17 protein-coding genes and 1 other RNA gene are annotated in these 17,882 nt (G+C 43.0%); all 18 read right to left on the bottom strand.

The features are described from left to right. Positions 1-4: 4 nt before the first annotated feature. Positions 5-712 (bottom strand): SDR family NAD(P)-dependent oxidoreductase, encoded by a 708-nt coding sequence (locus A3GY_RS0106295; protein ID WP_018030569.1) that lies wholly within the window; start codon positions 710-712, stop codon positions 5-7. Beyond that, positions 702-1,442 (bottom strand): methyltransferase domain-containing protein, encoded by a 741-nt coding sequence (locus A3GY_RS0106290; protein ID WP_018030568.1) that lies wholly within the window; start codon positions 1,440-1,442, stop codon positions 702-704. Before A3GY_RS0106290 ends, A3GY_RS0106295 begins: the two co-directional genes overlap by 11 nt. Further along, positions 1,435-2,580 (bottom strand): hypothetical protein, encoded by a 1,146-nt coding sequence (locus A3GY_RS0106285; protein ID WP_018030567.1) that lies wholly within the window; start codon positions 2,578-2,580, stop codon positions 1,435-1,437. The genes A3GY_RS0106290 and A3GY_RS0106285 overlap by 8 nt, the downstream gene beginning before the upstream one ends. Before the next feature lie 265 nt (positions 2,581-2,845). Further along, positions 2,846-3,559: an ABC transporter permease gene (locus A3GY_RS0106280; RefSeq protein ID WP_018030566.1), complete on the bottom strand. Its 714-nt coding sequence runs from the start codon at positions 3,557-3,559 to the stop codon at positions 2,846-2,848. Next, positions 3,552-4,397 (bottom strand): ABC transporter ATP-binding protein, encoded by an 846-nt coding sequence (locus tag A3GY_RS0106275; RefSeq protein WP_018030565.1) that lies wholly within the window; start codon positions 4,395-4,397, stop codon positions 3,552-3,554. The genes A3GY_RS0106280 and A3GY_RS0106275 overlap by 8 nt, the downstream gene beginning before the upstream one ends. Before the next feature lie 350 nt (positions 4,398-4,747). Continuing rightward, entirely contained in the window at positions 4,748-5,644 is an 897-nt protein-coding gene (locus A3GY_RS0106270; RefSeq protein WP_018030564.1) for a helix-turn-helix domain-containing protein, read from the bottom strand. Positions 5,645-5,763: 119 nt separating this feature from the next. Continuing rightward, positions 5,764-5,849: signal recognition particle sRNA small type (ffs, locus tag A3GY_RS10085), an RNA gene on the bottom strand. Between the two features lie 117 nt (positions 5,850-5,966). Next, a complete protein-coding gene (gene tadA, locus A3GY_RS0106260) occupies positions 5,967-6,437 on the bottom strand; it encodes a tRNA adenosine(34) deaminase TadA (RefSeq protein WP_018030562.1) in 471 nt (156 codons plus the stop codon). Further along, the gene (locus A3GY_RS0106255; RefSeq protein ID WP_018030561.1) at positions 6,437-7,213 is read right to left on the bottom strand and encodes an MBL fold metallo-hydrolase; all 777 of its coding nucleotides are present in this window, start codon (positions 7,211-7,213) and stop codon (positions 6,437-6,439) included. Before A3GY_RS0106255 ends, tadA begins: the two co-directional genes overlap by 1 nt. A gap of 93 nt (positions 7,214-7,306) precedes the next feature. After that, positions 7,307-7,867, bottom strand: coding sequence for a nucleotidyltransferase family protein (locus A3GY_RS0106250; protein ID WP_018030560.1), 561 nt, complete (start codon positions 7,865-7,867; stop codon positions 7,307-7,309). Further along, positions 7,867-9,009 carry a tRNA guanosine(34) transglycosylase Tgt gene (gene tgt, locus A3GY_RS0106245; RefSeq protein ID WP_018030559.1) on the bottom strand — a complete coding sequence of 381 codons (1,143 nt, stop codon included), beginning with the start codon at positions 9,007-9,009 and terminating at the stop codon, positions 7,867-7,869. The genes A3GY_RS0106250 and tgt overlap by 1 nt, the downstream gene beginning before the upstream one ends. Before the next feature lie 118 nt (positions 9,010-9,127). After that, complete coding sequence (locus A3GY_RS0106240) at positions 9,128-9,568, bottom strand: CoA-binding protein (protein WP_018030558.1); 441 nt, start codon at positions 9,566-9,568, stop codon at positions 9,128-9,130. 11 nt (positions 9,569-9,579) lie between these two features. Then, a complete protein-coding gene (deoC, locus tag A3GY_RS0106235) occupies positions 9,580-10,290 on the bottom strand; it encodes a deoxyribose-phosphate aldolase (protein WP_018030557.1) in 711 nt (236 codons plus the stop codon). A gap of 183 nt (positions 10,291-10,473) precedes the next feature. Next, entirely contained in the window at positions 10,474-13,110 is a 2,637-nt protein-coding gene (gene polA / locus A3GY_RS0106230; protein WP_026161957.1) for a DNA polymerase I, read from the bottom strand. A gap of 87 nt (positions 13,111-13,197) precedes the next feature. After that, positions 13,198-14,481 (bottom strand): ferric reductase-like transmembrane domain-containing protein, encoded by a 1,284-nt coding sequence (locus tag A3GY_RS0106225; RefSeq protein WP_018030555.1) that lies wholly within the window; start codon positions 14,479-14,481, stop codon positions 13,198-13,200. Beyond that, entirely contained in the window at positions 14,481-15,248 is a 768-nt protein-coding gene (locus A3GY_RS0106220; protein ID WP_018030554.1) for an FAD:protein FMN transferase, read from the bottom strand. The genes A3GY_RS0106225 and A3GY_RS0106220 overlap by 1 nt, the downstream gene beginning before the upstream one ends. Beyond that, entirely contained in the window at positions 15,245-15,736 is a 492-nt protein-coding gene (locus A3GY_RS0106215; RefSeq protein WP_018030553.1) for an FMN-binding protein, read from the bottom strand. Before A3GY_RS0106215 ends, A3GY_RS0106220 begins: the two co-directional genes overlap by 4 nt. Positions 15,737-15,883: 147 nt before the next feature. Further along, positions 15,884-17,860, bottom strand: a complete 1,977-nt coding sequence (tkt, locus tag A3GY_RS0106210; RefSeq protein WP_018030552.1) for a transketolase — start codon at positions 17,858-17,860, stop codon at positions 15,884-15,886. Between the last annotated feature and the right edge of the window lie 22 nt (positions 17,861-17,882).

Raw genomic sequence — 17,882 nt, 5'->3', positions numbered from 1 at the left:
CTTTCTAAACAATAGTATAGCCATAATCCAAAATCAGATTTTGCCCTCTGATCGATTGACTGCCTTCTCCAAGAAGAAAATGTAGAGAATGACTGACGTCTTCAAGAGAGACAAACCTCCGATAAGGAATTCTTGCTAATAAACGCTTTCCGAAATAGGAATCCAATAAGTCTTTATTATCTTCTGTCTTGATATAAGAAGGAGATATTGTATTGACACGAAGATCTTTGTCATTGATTTTAGCGTAATCAACCGATAGGTTTTTAGCTAAATGTATCAAGGCGCTTTTAGACGTGCCGTAATCAATTCGCTGACTATGGGCAACAACACCATTTTGTGATGCGATTAAAACAAGAGCTGTTTGATAACTAAAGTAATCATAGGCTGCTTTTAGAGAAAAGAGGGCTGCCTTGACATTGACATCAAAAGTGGTATCCCAATCCCTTATCGTTACTCCAAAGACGTCATTCATAGGATTGACTCCTGCTGCAAAAACAACTTGCGAAAATTTTTTATCTAGATCAGCCAAAAATCGTTCTATTTCTTCATAGGCCCTATCATCACGAAAATCAACGGATAGATAGTGCTCTAAACTGGACTCTGCTGGAAAATCAATACCGACAATGTGATCATAATGATCTTTATATCTGGTCACATAGTCTTGACAGACATGACTTTCTGAACCAATGAGTAGTAAATTATTAGTGCCCATTAAACACTCCTTCAATCATGGTATAACGATCGGAGTCAAGGATGACATTAAACGCCATTCCCAACTTCTCAAAAAGAGTTTGCACACTTGCATGTGAGTAAGCGTATTTGACGGAAATACCCAGTTTTTCAGAATTAACAAGATTGTAAACAATTCTCTCCCCTGACCTATCAAAGAAATTCACATAATAAAACTTTCCTAACCCAAGTGTATGACTCTGAATAATATCCATAGAATCGATAAAGAAATCCTCTTTTAAAAAATCAAAGATAATCCGTTTAATAGAGGGCTGCTGTTGCTTAACATACTCTAAAAAACGTTCCAAATCGGAAAGGCTGAATAAAGACACCGAGGTCGCCGGAATAATAATCACTTCAATATCACGCTTGGGCAGGTATTCAGCCTCCTGCAAGGTTAAGGGATAGACTCTGTCCCGACCGTTTTCATCAATATACTTAGACATTTCTGCAGAAGGTTCTATGCCATAAATATCATATCCTTCTTGAAACAAGTGATTAAAAATACGGCCAGTACCACTACCAATTTCTAAAACGGACACCGTCTTATCAAAGTAACGCTTATAAATATCCAGATCATTTTCTAAAAGACTGTCCTGATCAATAACCAGTCGGTAATATTCCGAGAAGGTCGCATCATCATATAGGTTATCAACAATCTCTAGTTGATTAGATCGTCTTTGAAATTTTTTATGAATCAAATCATTAGGCATAAGCTTCTAAAACCTCCACAACTTCTTGCGTTACTGTGTCCTTCTCGTCAAGGCAATTTTTAATGATATACTCAAATTTTTCAAGAACCACTTGGTTAATCCTAAAAAGACGGCCATTTTGAAGGTTAAAGGCAAAACTATGGTCTGAATTCTTAAACGCTATCCAGCTTAAAGGAGCAGTACTTTGTTCAATTGCCGCAAGGCGGTAAGTATTGTAAGGTGTGATAAACTCTAAATCACCATAACTATGATTAATAGCAATTAAAAGAGGAAATAAGTGGCAAACCTCAGAAATGCCTTCTATTGCCTGCCTTGTTAATGTCATACTGGCTTCATTAAAGAGTTTCTGGTAAGTCTCACCGGAGCTGCCAATTGGTATATTTGTAGCCGAGTCAAGATAGAACTTGCCATCCTCAAAGACCAAAGAATTAAATGTTGATATTCCCGCTAAAATACCATAGTCCAAGATATGATTTGCCAGTGTCAGACGGCCAGATTTTAAGAATTGTTCCAGAGCATCCTTTAATTCCGCTGCCGTTACTTTGGTAAAAGTTTCCGTTCTACTAAAGTCAACAGATGATTTAATAATAAGAGGACTGCTCGAATCATTCAAATAAGTGTCTGAATAAATCGCACTATTGATTGCAAAATGAAGTAGCAGACCTTGATTTTCAGCCAAAAATGTATCCAACCGATCAACTCGTAAATGCTTTAATAAGCCCTTTGTCAAATTAGGGTATACAGCACTCATAAAGGCCCTGCGACCGTTTTCAAAGACTTGTTCTGTCTTTAAAGCCGTTAAGCGTTGATAACCGCTATGATTTTCTATGGCTTTTTGCACACTGAGCACTTTTTCATCGGATAATAGTTTTTCCAAATCACCCATTTCAAGGATACGAACGGGATAATCCACCTTATCCGACAAGTAGGTCACCAAACGTTGCAAACGGGTACTTTCTTCAAGAGCAACAAAGATGTACCGATCAAATTCCAAAAATTCCATATAGTCTATAACATCTTCAAAACTCTGATTATCAAAATCTAAATAATCAAGACTAAACTGATTTTCCAATTCAACATGCAGGTCTAAAGAATAGAGCAACTCATCTCTTTCATATACAAAGTTTAAACCAATCATTCTTTCTCCAATCTAATGTCTTAGTATCAAGGAATCACAACAAAACGTGCTTTTATTATGATTCCTTCCTACTAAGTAATATCGACTTACAAGACAGTTACTAGCAGATAATGTAAATTCTGTGATTAATAAACCAATCTAAGATACCGTTCATAAAAGACTCCTTTCCAGATATACGCCCGTTTAATTAAAAAAGCCATTTTGCAAGCCAGATACCTGGCATTATGATAACTGAAAGCATGTCATCACCTCCTTTTCAAACAGATTAAATACGATTCTTTTTCGCAATAACCAGAAAATTACAAATGATTAAAAGAATAACCCAGCTGACTAGAGAAAGGGAGGTTTGGATGGTTTCTCCCCATGAAAACCCTTCCCACTTGGTCACATATTCTGTAAATAGCCCCATAAAGCTATAATCAACAACTTTAGCCACACTCTTATCCAAATTGGCTACCATAGGTAAAAACGCCACCAAAAGCATCGCAGGAATACTAATAATCTGGGCTTCAACCTGACTCCTAGTCACAAGACCTAAGAAAAGATAGAGTAAAATAATAACAATAGAGGTTAACAAAATAATCACACTATAGTTGAGAAGGTTATCAATCGAAATTCCCAAAATCAACGGTACCGTTCCCATAATAATCAGAGTCAGGAAAAATGGCAAAACTAAGGTTGATGCAAGATATTCATATCCTTTCACACCACTCATCAAGAGTGTTCGTAAGTTTCGCTTTTCTTTTTCTTCCGATAAGATTACAGTAATCGGATTTCCCACGGCCATCACCAAAGAAAATGGCAGGCAAATTGCTAGGAGCGCCAAAGCTTGCTGCTCTCCTCCGTTTCCTTGTGTATCCAACAGATATTTATAAAAGTACACAAATGCAAAAGGCATCAAAATTTGGAGTAAGATACTTTTATTTGAAAAAATAATTTGGAGACGCAGCCACAGCAAGGCTGACATTCGCTTAAACATTTAATTTCCCTCCTGTTAATGTTATGAAAATATCTTCCAGAGTCGGTTCGCAAGAGTGAATTGAAACAACATCCCCCAGATTATCTGCTAAAGCTGATTCTAAATCATCAAATGCAACAACCTTCTGATGCCCATCAAGATAATGAATGGTCACTTGTTTGTCCACATTATACTTCTGAATAAGGTCAGCAGGTTTTCCTTCCTCAACCAATCTCCCCTTATTAAGCAAAGCGAGATTATCGCATAAAAGCGTTGCTTCATTCATATCATGAGTTGTCAGAAAAATAGTTGTTCCTGCTGCTTTTAGCTCCAGAATCAACTCATGGATTGTCCGTGATGTCGCAGGATCCAAACCAGAAGTTGGTTCATCAAGAAAAAGAACCTTAGGTCGATTAATAAGAGCTCTGACCAGAAGCATCCGCTGCTTCATTCCTGTCGATAATTTTTCAGCAACCTTATTTCTGCTATCATACAAACCAACTTTTTTTAACAAGTCATCAACCCGTGATTTTTTAATACCATAGAATTTACTATAAAAGAGAAGGTTGTTATAGAGAGTCATTTTTTCATAAAAACCGCTCGTATCACTCACAAGCCCGATTTTTTCTAATTGATCAGATGACAAATCCTGAGAACTCTTTCCTATAATGACAGCATGACCATTATCAGATGGCATCTGACCAGTCAAAATATTAATGGTTGTCGTTTTCCCAGAACCAGAAGGTCCTAGAAAACCAAAAATCTCACCTTCGTCAATCGTAAAACTAACATCATCCAAAGCAAGAGCCTTCCCAAACTTCTTACTGATATGCCTAGCATCAATTGCTTTCTCTCGCATGATTATTTTCCTTTCTCAACAATGCCTTATTCCTGATCCATTAATCCGTCAAGCAACAGACTAATTAGAAGTTTTTTAACTTAAACCAAATAACATCTAAGTCGCAACTACTGTTACTAAAAATCTTAGCCACTTCATTTTCTATCATCCTTTCACATTTTACGATTTTATTATAAGTCTGGCAGCCATATTTGACCATGACATCAATGTCACTACTGAGGACTTACTGACTGCCCAAAGTTGAAAGTCTTGCATCAATATGAATCACTTTCAAACTTTATGGCTTCATTATAGAAAAAAGTAAAAAAGAAGACCATGACATCAATGTCATGGTCTTCTTTCTACGTTATTTAAATATGATCAGCTTTTCTTTCGTCTCTGAGATTAGCTTCTAAAATATTATCTCCAAAATTTTGTGCTAATAAGGTCGCTAAATCATAACATTCTTTGGCCTTTTCTACATTATTTTCCGCATAAAGATAATATTTAGCATCGTAAATAAGGGCTATCGGTTTGGCGCTATGCTGCTGTGTTTCAGCAATAATGTCATGCATTCTATCTGCTAAAATTTTTAATTGAGAATATTCAGCATGATCTAGATACACACCTGCTATAGCGGTTAACGTTCCTAACAGTTCAATATTATAGTACTCATCTCCTGAAACATCTTGTTTTAAGACCGTGGCCTCCAGTGACTTCAGGACTTCTTCCTCATAACCCTTGTTTTGACACTGAACAGCATAATAAGAAACTAGCAACAAATCGTTAAAGGTATATTTTTTTTTCAAAAATAACTGTTTAAAGAAATCTTCAAAGATATCTTCCGCTGCTGCTGTCTTTCCTGTTGAAATATAATCTAGTGTGTTGTCAGACAATTCCAAAGTATAGAGTTCTTCCTCAGGCAAACAATCAAAGTATTTTTCATAAATATCTTCAATCATCTGTGCTTTCTGAGCCAACCGCTCCTTATCCCCGTATGTTGGAAACTTAAAAAGTTGGTATTTCATCGTGAAGTACTCATCTGGGATAGTAATATTTTCTCCAGCCAGAAGAACCGATAAATCTGTGTCTAAAACCTTAGCAATATACTCTAGTTTAACAATCGAAGGCAGAGATTGCCCCAACTCAATCCGAACCAGCTGCCGAACAGTCAGTTCTTCCTCGCCCCCACACAACTGCTCTCGAGAGAATCCCTTCTTCTCTCTTTCTTCCCTGATTTTTTTCCCAATTGTTTCCTTGATACTCATAAAATCCCCACCTTTATACTACCATTCTAACATAAAACAGGCTGGGAAACATAAAAGAATTGAAAACGTTTTAATAGTTACAGATTGCACGTTTCCTCATATATGGTGCTTTAAACAGCCATAAAAAAGAGCACACAGCTTACATCGCTTAGGGCTGCTGGATTCCTCCCCTGACCCGCTTCACGCAAAGCTGTTGCTCCGGAACTTATTATAGCATAAATTGAAAAAACTGCCAACTGAAGCCCTTTTCTTTTGCCAAAAAGAGGCCCTAAAAGGCGACAGAGCGCTGGTAGCAAGTCCTCTTGCTGCTTGATGACTGTTTTCATTTGGATCTTCTGTGCCTAAAAAAATCCTGCATGATTTGGGCACACTCTTTTTCAAGAATGCCTCTTTCAACAGCCACCCGGTGGTTGAGACGCTGATCAGTCAGGATATCATAAAGGCTGCCCGCGGCCCCAAATTTAGGATTTTGAGCCCCATAGATAACTCTGGGGAGGCGGGCTAAGCCGATAGCACCGCTGCACATCACACAGGGCTCGATGGTGACAAAAAGTGTCGCATCCAGCAAGCGCCAATTCCCTTCTGCAATATTAGCTTCATTAATGGCCATGATCTCAGCATGCATAATCGCCTGATTCAGCTCCTCACGCGCATTATGCCCGCGGCCGATAATCTGACCATCCTTAACAATGACACAACCGATGGGAATTTCTTCTTTTTGAAGGGAAATTTGAGCTTCTTTCAGAGCTTCTGCCATGAAAAATTCTTTTTCTTCCTGAGTGAAGTCTGCCATCAGCAGTCACCAATTTCCCATGATTTATGGGGGGAAGCCAATTCCACAGGAATACCGCCTGAGTAAACTTCCGTTTGGCTTCTTAAGACTTCCAGATGATTGTCTGGAGCAATACCTGCTGGCGGTACTGGCGGCATATGGGTCAGAACTAGTCTCTTAACCCCTGCCTGACGGGCAATCTGACCCGCTTCCTTGCTTGTTAAGTGGGCGATATGATTTTCATTTCCTTCATAAAGATAGACATCTGCTAAAAAGAGGTCTGCACCTGCGGCAAATTCATCCAAGCCATCAAAATAACCCGTATCACCTGTGAAAACAAAGACCTGTCCTGTCTCACGCTCAATGATACGAAAAGCATAACAGGGTACAGGATGGACCGTTTTCACAAAGGTGATGTCAAAGGGGCCAATCTGCTGGCCTTGACTGACATCATACGCAAGACCTTGCGACACCCCCTCAAGAGTCAGTTTGCTGAATTCATAAGGGTCTTCATCATGTCCATAAATCGGCAGAACCTTAGGCTCCCAGAGATGCTTGGGATAAAGTTGAAAATAGTGGCGCAACACACCCAAATCAGCGACGTGATCTGGATGGTAGTGGGAAATAATAACCGCATCTAAATCCAGAGGACTCATTTCTTTTTCGAGTTCATTAAGGGCGCGGCTTCCTGCATCAATCAAAAGCTGAAAGCCATCCTTGCCTGTCAGCAGATAGGAAGTTGTCCCCTCATCTTGATAGGGATAGGCTCCCCAGCAGCCCAATGTTGTTAATTTCATAGCAAACACCTTCTTTCACCTGATTTGGTTTTATTATAGCAAAAAAGAGGCCAGCTGAGATTTTTGAGGCAAATCCTTAGCTATCAGCCCCTATTATTGACTAACAACTTTCAGTTGAGGCCACTTTTCCTGCCAGTTCTTTTTAGCGATCCGCTGATGGTAAAGAGCCATCCGCTCTTCGTCTTCTAGAAAATGCGGGGTCGGTCTAATGGTCAGCTGGGTGACCTCCTCCAAGCCATAAGGGAGAAAAAGTTCTAAGTTCCCATCATGATTCAGTCGGGCAGAAAGAGCCGTACACCTTTCAGGGTACTTGGACACCGCATCGCAGGAGTTGAGATAAGGCTTGGTATTGGGACTGTGACAATGCATATGCGCCTGATTTTTCAGTTCCCAGCGATAAGCTGGATAAGCTGTTTTCAAACTTTTCTCTATTGCCAAGGTTTCGTCATAAGACAGCGTCTGATCGAAAAAAATCACATCAATATCCGTTTCCTTGTCAAAAGCTGATTTGCCACTCAGATGGTTCCAGACAAAGTTACGGAGCGTTCCTGCACAGAGCCAGGTATCAGACAGTTTAAGCCCTCTGATGATTCTTAAAATCTGATAGATGTCCTCATCTGCCAACAATAAGGCTTTCAATTGCGCTTCGTTCATCAGAAATTCCTGTTAGTTCGGTTGTATCCGTATCGCTCTAAGAAATCCTCACGGAATTCTAAAAGATTGTCATCCATAATCGCTTGACGAACCTTTTTCATGAGATTGATTAAGAAATAAAGGTTGTGATAGCTGGTCAAACGCAGACCAAAGGTTTCGTCAGCCTTAATCAGATGGCGGATATAGGCACGGGTGTAGTTGCGGCAGGTATAACAGTCACAGTCATGATCCAAGGGGCTAAAGTCTTCTTCGTACTGTGCATTTTTAACAACCAAACGGCCTTCGCTGGTCATACAGGTTCCATTGCGGGCAATCCGTGTCGGCAGAACACAGTCAAACATATCAATACCGCGGATAACCCCATCAATCAGACTGTCTGGGGCACCAACCCCCATCAGGTAACGCGGTTTATCTTCTGGCAGTAAAGGCGTTGTAAAATCCAAAACAGCATTCATTTCCTCATGGCTTTCGCCGACCGCTAAGCCGCCGATAGAGTAACCTGGAAAATCCATACCAACCAGATCTCGAGCTGACTGCCGACGCAAATCTTCAAACCCAGCCCCTTGAACAATCCCAAAAAGGCCTTGATCATGCGGGCGGCGATGGGCTTTAAGACCGCGTTCTGCCCAGCGGCTGGTCCTTTCAATAGACTTTTTCACATAGTCATAAGGCTGGTAAAACTGTGGACATTCGTCAAAGGACATCATAATGTCGGATCCCAGATTGTTCTGAATTGAGATGGCTTTTTCTGGTGTCAGAAACATCTTGGCACCGTTCAGATGATTTTTAAAGGTAACTCCCTCTTCCGTAATATTGCGTTTTTCAGCCAGAGAATAGACCTGAAATCCACCCGAATCCGTCAAAATAGGCTGATCCCAGTTCATAAACTGGTGAAGCCCTCCCGCTTTAGCCACCAAGTCATCTCCTGGCCGCAGCCAAAGATGGTAGGTATTGGCTAAGATAATCCCTGATCCCATCTCCTTGAGCTCTTCGGGGGACTGAGTTTTGACTGTTGCTTGGGTGCCAACCGGCATGAACATTGGTGTTGGGAAGGTCCCGTGAGGGGTGATGATTTCTCCCAAGCGGGCTCCTGTGTGTTTTTCTTTTTTGATTAATCGATACTGAATCGGCGAATCGGTCATGATTTTCTCCTTATCACACGTTAAATCGTGGGTAATGCTTATCCAGTCTACCAAAAAAAATCGGGCTTGTCATCTCTGACAAGCCCCAAAGCTCAACACTCCAGTAGGCGCATGAGCATCAGCGATTTAATGTCTGCAGCTTTTGATATTCAACTTTGAGACACTTATCCATCACAATCTGCTGACGCCCGGCCTCTCTTAAAATTGCCTCTGCCTCTGCATTTTCAAGACCTAGCTGCGCCCAAAAAATACGGGCATCTGTCTCAATAAAATCTCGGGCCACATCCGGTAAAAACTCACTGCGCCGAAAAACATCCACAATATCAATCGGAACCGAAATATCTTGCAAGGAAGCATAGACTTTTTGTCCAAGAACCCTCTCTCCAGCGAGCTTAGGGTTTACCGGAATAATCGTATAGCCGGCTTCCTGCATGACTTGGCTGACCCGATAGGCTGCCGTTTCTTCTCTTTGAGACAGACCGACAACCGCAATAGTCTTGCTGTCTCTAATGTAGTTAAAAAGGGTTTCCTGGTCTGGATTTTGAAAATGATAGGTCATCACAGTCTCCTTTATATCTTTATCTGATTTGTCCTATGTCTGGTCAAATAAAATCTGGCCTCTTCAATAATCGCTATTCCTGCACTAGTTCCGATACGTTCTGCACCGTTTTGAACCATGGTTATCAGCGTTTCTAAGTCTCGGATGCCGCCAGCTGCCTTGACTTTTACGGCATCACCGACCGTTTCTTTCATCAGTCGTACATCTTCTGCTCTTGCACCGGTCGCCGCAAAACCTGTTGAGGTCTTGATAAAATCAGGCTTTACTTCTTTGGCAATTGTCGCGATGGCGATGATTTCTTCTTTTTCCAGATAGGCCGTCTCAAAGATAACCTTACAAATCACCTGCGCTTGACGGCAGACTGAAACAAGAGCTGCCATCTCTTCTTTGATGTAGGCCAAATTTCCTGCCTTGGCCTGCGTCAGATTGATGACATAATCAATTTCCTGAGCTCCCTTGGCGATAGCATCCTGCGTCTCAAATACTTTGGCCGCGATAGAAGTTTGCCCTAAGGGAAAGGCAATAGCTGCTCCCACATGAATATCCGTATCAGCTAATTCCTGAGCGCAAAGTTCTGATTGGACCTGGTTGACGGCCACCATCTTAAAATGGTAGTCTTTGGCCTCCTGACAAAGTTGTTTAATGGCTTCAGGCTTTGTATCTGCTTTAAGATTTGTATGGTCAATTAGCTGAGCCAGCTGGTCAATCGTATAAGCTGCCATGACAATTCCTCCTTAGTCGTCATCACCCTTATTATAACAAAAAAGAGGGAGACAATCGATGATGTTCTAGACCGTCGATCTTGTCCCGCCTCCTCAATTGGATAGGCCTGTATTAGCAGCCGGCTTCTATAAGTGACCCGATCAACGAATAGTCGCCTGACACCTTTGTTTCGAATGCCTCTCTTATTTCGCTTCGTACCAAGTCGCTCCGGCATTTTCATCTGCCACTAAAGGCACCGCTAACTCAATAGCATTTTCCATGGTTTTCGTCACGAGGGCTTTGACTTGTTCAAGTTCTGCCTCCGGTACTTCAAGAACAATCTCGTCGTGCACTTGCAGCAGCATCCGTGCTCGAAGACCTTCTTTCGTCAGTGCCTTATCGAGATTAATCATGGCAACTTTTAAAATATCAGCAGCACTTCCCTGGATTGGGGAGTTGATAGCAGTCCGCTCAGCAAAGGAGCGAATATTGAAATTACGGGAATTGATATCCGGCAATTCACGGCGGCGATGAAAGAGGGTCTCTACATATCCCTTATCCCTTGCTTCACGCACAACGCTTTCCATATAATTTTTGATGCCCGGATAGCGTTCAAAGTAAGTATCAATATAGGTTTTGGCCTGTTTGCGCGTAATCCCTAGATTATTCGAGAGACCGTAGTCCGAAATGCCATAGACAATTCCAAAGTTGACTGCCTTAGCATTACGGCGGTCATTGGGCGTGACCTCTTCTGGCTTGTCAATCCCAAAAACACGCATGGCAGTTGAGGTATGAATATCGGCACCTTCTCTGAAAGCAGCAATCAGGTGTTGATCTCCTGAGATATGAGCTAGAACCCGCAGTTCGATTTGTGAATAATCGGAACTTAAGAGCAGACTGTCTTGCCATTCTGGAACAAAAGCTTTGCGAATCAAGCGTCCCTGTTCCAGACGGACTGGGATATTCTGCAAGTTCGGGTCAATACTTGACAGGCGCCCTGTCTGAGTCAAATCCTGAACGTAGCGGGTATGGATTTTGCCGTCATCCAGAATATAATCCTGCAGGCCAATTACATAGGTTGACTGCAATTTAGCAATCTGGCGGTATTCCAAAATTTTAGACACCAGAGGCGATATGGGCGCCAGTTTTTCCAACACATCGACAGCTGTTGAATAGCCTGTTTTCGTTTTTTTCGTGGCCCATAAAGGCAGCTGGAGTTTTTCGAAAAGAATCTGGCCTAGTTGCTTGGGGGAATTGATGTTAAAACTTTCACCTGCCAGTTCGTAGATGTCCTTGGTCAGCCGCTCCAGAACAGCTTCATTTTCCGACTGCATCTCCTTGAGACTTTCTTTTTGAACCGAAATGCCTGCAATTTCCATCTTGGCTAAGACATTGGCCAAAGGCAGCTCCATTTCAAAAAGAAGCGCATCCTGATTATTGGCAGACAGGGCCTCTCTCATCGGCTCTTCACTGGCTAAAAGGACACTGACCTTTTTCGCCAGATGGGCCAGCAAGGTATCCTTATCCGGAATTGCCCGCTTAGCGCCCTTGCCATACACCTCATCATCTGCTGGAAGAGGCAGGTCGGTATAAAGTCTGGCAATCGTCGATAGTTCATTGTTCTCAACGGTTGACAGCAAGTATTTTGCCAGACGGCTGTCAAATCGGGCTGATGGGAGCTCCTGATTCAGATGGCTCAATAACACTTTGGTCCGCTTAAAATCATAGGTTTTGATTGGCTTGGTCAAGGCCTCTTTGAACGCCTCTTGTTTCAACAGACTTAAATCTGTGCTGGCGTAGATGGTGTCGCTGTTTCCCCAGGCAAAACCAATAATCGGCGCCACATGGTAGTTGTCATTGAGGATTTCAAAGTAGAAAAAGTCATCCTCTGTAAACATAGCCGGTGTGACTTGTTCAACTTCCTGATAACTGACCTCAAAGGACTGGCTTTCTTTCGGCATATCCATCTGAGAACGGAGCTGTTTGAAATCCATCTCATCATAGAACTGCGCCAATGTTTCCAGTTGAGGCCCGTGATAAACAATATCATCCAGACCGATAGTAATCGGCGCCTGAGTGTTGATGGTCGCCAAGGTTTTGGATAAGAAAGCCTGCTCTCGGTCATTGATGAGATTTTCTTTCATCTTGGAAGCCTTAAAGCTGTCAATATGATCGTAAATTCCTTGAAGACTGCCGTACTCGTGCAGCAGTTTTAGGCCTGTTTTTTCCCCAATTTTAGTGACCCCAGGAATATTATCCGACTTATCTCCCATCAAAGCCTTTAAATCAATAAACTGCTCTGGTGTCAGCCCCATTTTTTCCATGAGATAGGTAGGGGTAAATTCTTCAAATTCTGCCACACCTTTTTTAGAGATTTCAACGACTGTATTGCTGTCCGTCAGCTGAATCAAATCTTTGTCGCCGCTGACAATGGTCACCTCGTACTGGTCGCCGTCCTCAGCCATCTTGTCCAAAGTACCGATGATGTCATCTGCCTCATAATTCTCTAAATCATAGAAAGGCACTCCAAGAGCCGTCAGCATCTCACGAATGTGAGGCAGCTGCTCTCGAAATTCATCAGGTGTTTTAGCGCGGCCTGCCTTGTAATCCTTAAACATTTCTGTTCGGAAGGTGGTCTTGCCCGCATCAAAAGCTACTAAAATATGAGTAGGCTCAACGCGTTTCATAATATGATCCAACATCAGGTGGAAACCATAAATAGCATTGGTATGGAGCCCTGACTTATTTTTAAAGCGATCAAGCTGCTGGTAAAGCGCAAAAAAGGCACGGAAAGCAACGGAAGAACCGTCAATCAATAATAATTTCTTCTTGTTTGTCATGAGACTATTATAACACAGGCTGCCTAAAAAGCTCTTGGGAAAGGCTAAGAAAAAGCCGGAGAGATCTCTCCAGCTTACTCACGCTTCCTACCAAGAAAATTCTTCAAAGTAAATTTGATCCGACCTTAAACCGGCTTCCTTGAAAATCTTTTGCCAATGCCGGCCCATACTGATTGGCCCTCCCAGAAGAACGACCAAGTTTTCTCTTTCTTCAGGAAGATGTTCCAGGATATAGGCATCACTAAACCGACCAACCTGACGATGGGACGTAAATTGTGGCCGCTTATCCCATTCTCTGAATTTATCGGCATAGATAAAGGATGAGCCCTCTTTGATGGTGTAGAAAAACTGCGTTTTTAAATCCGGATTGCCTTCAACCACTGACAGGAGCGGGACAACACCAATTCCTCCGCCCACAATCATCAACTCTTTGGCCTGATTATCGTCAATGACTGACTGATAAAGACCAAAGCCACCATCCACATACACATCTGTCGGCTGCTGAATATTGGCTAAGGCGCGGGTAAAATCCCCGTCTCCCCTAATGGCCAGAATCAGCGGATCTCCCGTCTTTGGGCTATTAACCAGTGAGAAAGGATGGGGCTCTCCCATTCCTTTCAGATGCGGAAAGGAGATAAAGACATAGTCACCTGATCTGAGCTGGAGCTTGGCTTTCTCAGGCAAACGAATAACCAATTCACGAATATTTTCAGCAATGGCATGGTTTCCAACCAGCCGTGCTCGGATACCTTCCGATTTCGGTTTGAATTTCGCCCACAAATAAGAAGCTACGACTCCGACACTAGCCAGCCAAAACAGCAGCATAAACGGCTTAATGGCGACAATGTAATCAATCAGCTGAACATGAATAAAGATTAAAAGTGTTGCCAAAAGATTAAGGCGGTGCAGCCACACCGAAATTTCATGCTTAAATAGGCGCTCCAGACGTTTTTTAAGACGTTCCAAGAATGGCACCCGACTGGTCAGCCAGCCGGCCATAAAAATCATTGAATAAAGAGCCAGTCCCAAAAAGAGATTAAAGGCATAATCTCCGGTTAGCTTAATTAAACCGGAAGAAGGGCTGCCTTCCTTATGAAAAAAAGCAAGAACAAGAGCTGCCAAACTCAAGATGCCATGCAGCATATAAGCATGAGGAAGACCAATTAAGCGGTCTAACCATTTGGGCTTAGTTCCAATATAGATAACTAACAGCATCCAGACATAAGCAATAACACCTAGCATAATGGGCAAGGCCATCCTGTTGTAGATAGCTGGCAAGCCACTGCTTAATGTATAAAGGAAAGGCATGGGCAGCACAAAAATGGCAACCAGCCACACCAGACCTAGGGCATAGGAATGTTTCTTTAACATTATTTTAATTCTCCATGTTCAAAAAATACGGTTTCAGCATCTGTAACGTAAACACCGCTAAGCGAGTGCATCTTGATCAGCTGATTCAGTTCCTGAGCTCTTGCAGCCAATCCCGCTGTTGCCCAAACATCGGCAACGGAAAGGTCCTGTCCTATGATACTGACCTGCTTCAGTTGGCTGTCCTTCCTTTGCAAGACATGGCGGCCGCGCTTGCTGAAACCAGAGGTTGCGACCGCACCATTCGCTATTTCAAAACGAGCACAGAGGCTATCCAACTGATCGGGGTGCTCAATCCCAATCGTCCAGTAAAAATCACTGAACGCCTTAGAAGCAAACTGCATATCCCCACCGCCGTTGAGACAAATCCCTAAGACCTCCTCATATCTCAGAAGAGGCGTCAGGTAGTCTTTGAAACACTTCTCAACAGCCCAGCCCTTGACATAGCCTGTCGGGTCATAAACTCCCTGATAATAGGGGTCAAAAAGACCGCCTGTCTCTAATTTAGCAGCACTGACACTGGCGTAAATCGACTGAAACTCAGGATTAGTCAGCAAAGGCGATTTATCACCAGTCTGAAAACGGGAAACCAATGAGGTTTCTTTAAAGGCAGAATAGTCCTCTTCGATCCGTTTCAACTCCTGCTCAATCAAGGGGGTCTGCTGATCTAAAAGACGATTTCCCAGCTCCTTATCTGTAATCGCCAGCGAAACTGTAAATGGTAAGGTCATTGCCTTAATCAGGCGGTGCTGTTTATGATGATCGGTCATGAAGTGCTAGTTCCTGTCTCTGCCTGTGTAATGGCACTTTGAAGAGAGCCCGTAAAGCCATTATAGGTCTCCGTTGCGCCTGATACTTGATCGATCTCAGCACTTTGAGCCGCAAGTGCCTCACTTTTATAAGTTGGCAACGCCTCTTCATTGATCATTATGGATTTATTCTCAGTATCGGGCGATTTTAGGACATCAATAGCCGTAATTTTACCAGATTTAACAGTAATTTGTACCTGCACATCTCCCCACTTGGTACTGGTGGAAGCTCCGGTATACGTTCCGTCTTTTAAATCAGACGAGGAGCTGTCAGACCTTGTACTAGAAGCTGCCGTGGTGCTCGAACTAGAACTGCTGCTCTCTTGACTGGTATTGGTTGAAACCTCCTTTTGACTGTTGTTTCTGAAAAACAGAAGATAGCCATTGATTAAGGCCGCCATTGCTGCTACAAAGGCAATTAACAAGCCTACTATTTTTTTGCGCTTCATAATCATCTCTCATTTCTTTTTTACTAAGCTTAGGATAATTGAGCTAGCTTAATATTAACTTAAAACTTTTTGGCAGACAACTGATTTAGCTGGCATTTAGCAGTCCATAGAAAAAAAGGATTGCTCAAGCAATCCTTTTTCAGGAAATCATGATAAACTGTCTACCAACTGTATGATTTGATCAACCGTAAAGCCGTAATTGTCAATGACTTCCGCAGCGGGTGCCGATGCACCAAAACGGTCAATGCCCATCACCTTGCCATCAAGACCGACATACTTATACCACGGCTGACTGGCTGCCATTTCAATTGCTAAACGGCGGCGAATTTTATTCGGTAAGATTTCTTCTTTGTAGCTTTCTTCTTGCTGGTCAAAGAGTTCTGTTGATGGTACAGAGACAACTCGGATTTTTCCGCCTTTTTGAGCCAAAGCCTTAGCTGCCTTGACCGCCAGATTAACTTCTGATCCGGAAGCTAATAGAATCGTATCAAAATCTGGACCGGTCTCATAAGTCACGTAAGCTCCTTTGGAAACTGCTGTAAAGCTAGAGCCTTCTTCAACCTCAAGATTTTGGCGGGTCAAAACAAGAGCTGTCGGACGGTCCTTGCTGGTCAGCGCCTCATACCAAGCCGCCTGCGTCTCACGCGCATCTGCCGGACGAATCACTGTCAGGTTCGGGATTGCCCGCAAACCAGCCAAGTGTTCGATTGGCTCATGAGTTGGACCGTCTTCACCAACCGCAATGGAATCATGTGTAAAGACATAAGTTACTGGCAAACCTTGGAGGGCAGACAGGCGGATAGCTGCTTTCAGATAATCAGAGAAAACAAAGAAAGTACCGCCGTAAACGCGAAGTCCTCCATGAAGAGCCATACCGTTTAAAATCGCTCCCATGGCAAACTCGCGGACACCGAATTGGATATTACGATTCAGCGGATGCTCCGCATCTTGCAGGCCATCCTCCTTAATCAAAGTCATGTTAGAATGCGCCAAGTCGGCAGAACCGCCTAAAAAGTTCGGTAGAACAGCTGCTGCCGCATTGATAGCATCTTGACTTGAATTGCGTGTTGCTTGTGAAAAGCCATTGTCATAGACAGGAAAGTCCGCTTCCTTAATCTCAACGGCATCACGACTTGCAATGATCGCATCTACCTCACGGGCCAGCTCTGGGTAAGCAGCTTGATAGTCTGCAACAAGCTGCTGCCAAGACGCATAGGCAGACTGACCACGATCAGCCACCTGCTCTCTAAAATCGTCGTAGACCGCTTGCGGAATTTCAAAAGGTGCGTAATCCCAGCCAAGCGCCTTCCGAGTTGCAGCTGCTTCGTCTGGACCAAGCGGGGCTCCATGCGCTGCATTTGACCCTGCCTTATTAGGCGAACCAAAACCAATGACGGTTTTAACCTCAATCAGGGATGGCTGGCCTGACTGTTTTGCTGCTTCGATAGCTCTAGAAATGGCAGCCACATCGGTACCGTCTTCAACCAATTGTGTTTGCCAGCCGTAGGCCTCGTAGCGCGCACGTACATTTTCTGTAAAGGTTTCAGACGTTGGACCATCTAGGTTAATGTCATTTGAATCATAAAGAACGATTAACTTGTCCAGTTTTTGCTGGCCAGCATAAGAAGCTGCTTCACCGGAGACTCCCTCCATCAAATCGCCGTCACCACAGATAACATAGGTATAGTGGTCAAAAATCGTGAAGTTTTCCTTATTGTATTTTGCCGCTAGATAGCGCTCTGCCTGCGCAAAACCAACAGCCGTTGAAATCCCCTGACCCAAGGGTCCTGTTGTTCCATCAACACCGGCTGTATGGCCAAACTCGGGATGTCCTGGTGTTTTAGAGCCCCATTGACGGAAATTCTTAATCTCATCAAGGGTCATCTCTTCAAAACCAGATAAATGCAGAAGGGCATAAAGCAACATAGACCCGTGACCTGCCGATAAAATAAAGCGGTCGCGGTTAATCCAATGAGGATCTTTAGGATTGATCCTGAGATGCTGGCTATAGAGACTATAAGCCATTGGGGCTGCCCCCATAACAATCCCAGGATGACCTGATTTTGATTTTTCAATGGCATCCACACCTAGGAAACGAATGGCATTAATGGACAACTCTGACATATTTTTCTCCTTTTTAGTTACT

This window comes from Streptococcus ferus DSM 20646 (genome assembly GCF_000372425.1).
Classification (GTDB): domain Bacteria; phylum Bacillota; class Bacilli; order Lactobacillales; family Streptococcaceae; genus Streptococcus; species Streptococcus ferus.
Note: the sequence above shows the minus strand (reverse complement) of the source record. Positions and strands in the feature narration are given on the sequence as shown.